Source organism: Aquitalea sp. LB_tupeE (assembly GCF_013391415.1).
Taxonomy (GTDB): domain Bacteria; phylum Pseudomonadota; class Gammaproteobacteria; order Burkholderiales; family Chromobacteriaceae; genus Aquitalea.
Genome location: NZ_JACAXB010000054.1, coordinates 1 through 2,341, shown reverse-complemented (window position 1 = coordinate 2,341; position 2,341 = coordinate 1). Strand labels below are relative to the sequence as shown.

Annotated in this window: 2 protein-coding genes; both read right to left on the bottom strand. The window is 56.7% G+C overall.

Annotation, left to right across the window (positions count from 1 at the left end; translation table 11 throughout):
• Positions 1-55: 55 nt before the first annotated feature.
• On the bottom strand, positions 56-802 hold the full coding sequence (gene istB, locus HWX34_RS20965) for an IS21-like element helper ATPase IstB (RefSeq protein WP_178974139.1): 747 nt from the start codon (positions 800-802) through the stop codon (positions 56-58).
• Complete coding sequence (gene istA / locus HWX34_RS20960) at positions 789-2,288, bottom strand: IS21 family transposase (protein ID WP_218645288.1); 1,500 nt, start codon at positions 2,286-2,288, stop codon at positions 789-791. The genes istB and istA overlap by 14 nt, the downstream gene beginning before the upstream one ends.
• Between the last annotated feature and the right edge of the window lie 53 nt (positions 2,289-2,341).

Below are 2,341 nucleotides of genomic sequence, written 5' to 3'. Positions count from 1 at the left end.
TGTCAATCAGCATTCAATTTTTTCCACCAACCGGCATCCAAAAGTTTCCACTTGATCAGACAGTTTTCGCCTGGCTTCTCCGTTGTTTGAACCGGAACGAGTCATTACCCGTTTCCAGAATTTCACAGTGATGGGTAAGTCGATCCAGCAAGGCCGTCGTCATCTTGGCATCACCGAACACAGTGACCCATTCCCCAAACGATAGGTTGGTCGTGATCAGCAGGCTGGTTTTCTCGTACAGCTGACTGATCAGGTGAAACAGGAGCGCACCTCCCGAGGTCGGGAATGGTAAATAGCCCAGCTCATCCAGAATCACTGCATCCATCTGTACCAGTTGCTTGGCCAAATTGCCGGTCTTACCCAGCAACTTTTCCTTTTCCAGCAGGTTGACCAAGTCGACTGCATTGAAGAAGCGAACCCGCTTGTTCCTGTGAATCGCGGCAATGCCCAGTGCTGTGGCCAAATGGGTTTTGCCGGTGCCGGTACCTCCCACCAGAATCAGGTTGTGTGCAGTTTCCATAAAGCTGCCGCTGGCCAATTGCTCAATCTGACTTTGCGATAACGGGGTTTCTGCCCAGTCAAAGGCGGCCAGGTCGCGATGAATCGGGAATTTCGCTGCTTTGAGCTGGTAACGCAGGCTGCGGGTTTGCCTGTCTTGCTGCTCGGCTTCGATCAGTCGTGCCAGCCAGGCTTCCGGTGACGGAGGCTGTCGTGGCTTCTCGGCGTGCAACTCACTCCAGGCGGCCGCCATTCCATACAGTTGCAGCGATTTGAGCTGGGCAATGCGATCAATGCAGGACATAAGCACCTCCGCGCAGTACGTCATAGCGTGCGCAATCAGCCTGCGGCTCACTACGCAGTCGCAGTTGTTCGGGCAAACTAATGACGGATGGCGGCGGCGGTGTCAGCAAACGCCGCAGCTCATTCATGACCACCGCACCGGTCACGATCCCCGCGTCCAGACTGAGCTCGCACGCGACTTGCAGTGGTTCCAGACCGGCTTCTCGTGCCAGTTGCAATAGCTCGACAAAGGCACGGTCGCCTTTGGGCTGTTTCAGCAGGCGGTCTCTGACTTGTCGAATCGGGGTGGGCAGCTCCCACTCCACAAACGGAGCGCCGTGACGTAAGGCCCCCGGCTTCTTTTCCAGTACCGGCAGGTAGTGCCAGGGATTGCATACCAGTTGGTTCCGGCCAAACTGCCGGGGATGTTCGGCGATGGTTTGCATATCGTGCACAATGCGCAGCCGGTCGGATGTCAGACGCACTGAGACCGTTTTACCGGCGAATTCGGCGGGGACACTGTAGCGATTGTTGTCGACGCGAACCAGGCAGGTGCTGGACACCCGCAACATCTCTTCAAGATAGCCATCAAAGGGAGCGGCAATCGCACGCAGTACCATGCGCTCTTGCGCGAACACCTCGGCAATCGGTCGGTCTTCCGTGGGATGTGGCCGACGCGCCAGCTCCTGGCAACGCATTGCCAACCAGTCGTTAAGATCGGCCAGGCAGGCAAAGCGTGGCTTGGGTGTGAACAGCCATTCCCGGATGTTGCCAACCTGATTCTCCACTTGTCCTTTCTCCCAGCCTGACGCTGGCGTACACGACACAGGCTCGAACAGATAATGGTTGGCCAGCGCCATAAAGCGGGGGTTGAACTGGCGCGCCTTGCCAGACAGGATGGTTTGGACAACGGCTTTGAGGTTGTCGTAAACCATACGCTGCGGTACGCCACCGAAGAAGGTGAAAGCCCGATTGTGCGCATCAAACAGCATTTCCTGTGTTTCGCGCGGATAGGCCACTACAAACATCTGTCGGCTATAGGTCAGTCGGAAGTGCGCAACCTTGACCTTCTGTGGGAGGCCATCGATGTCGACCTGTTCCTGACTCCAGTCAAACTGGCAAATCTCTCCCGGCGCGAAACGCAATGGGACAAACGCCTGCGTCACAGACGGACGTGCGTTGCCAGCTTTCCAGCGTTTAACGAAACGACGTACGCAGTCATAGCTGCCCAGGAATCCCTCAATCTGCAAGCCCTCGAATAGCCGTTGTGCTGTTCGGCGTTGAGATTTGGGTAAGGACTGCTCGACGGAGAGCCAGTCAGTGAGTAGCTGCTGGAACGAGGCAGTCAGTTTGGGAGCTGGCTGATGTTGACGTTGATAGGCGGGGTTCGATGTGGTGCGCAGGTGCTTGCGTACAGTGGGACGGGAGAGGTTGAGATGACGAGCAATCGAAGTGATGCTCTCGCCGCTGACGAGATGGCGACGCCGGATCTCGGCGATGATGTCCATGGATAACACCCCAGGTTTCTCCGGCAAATAGCCGGATGGTTACACAACCCGGG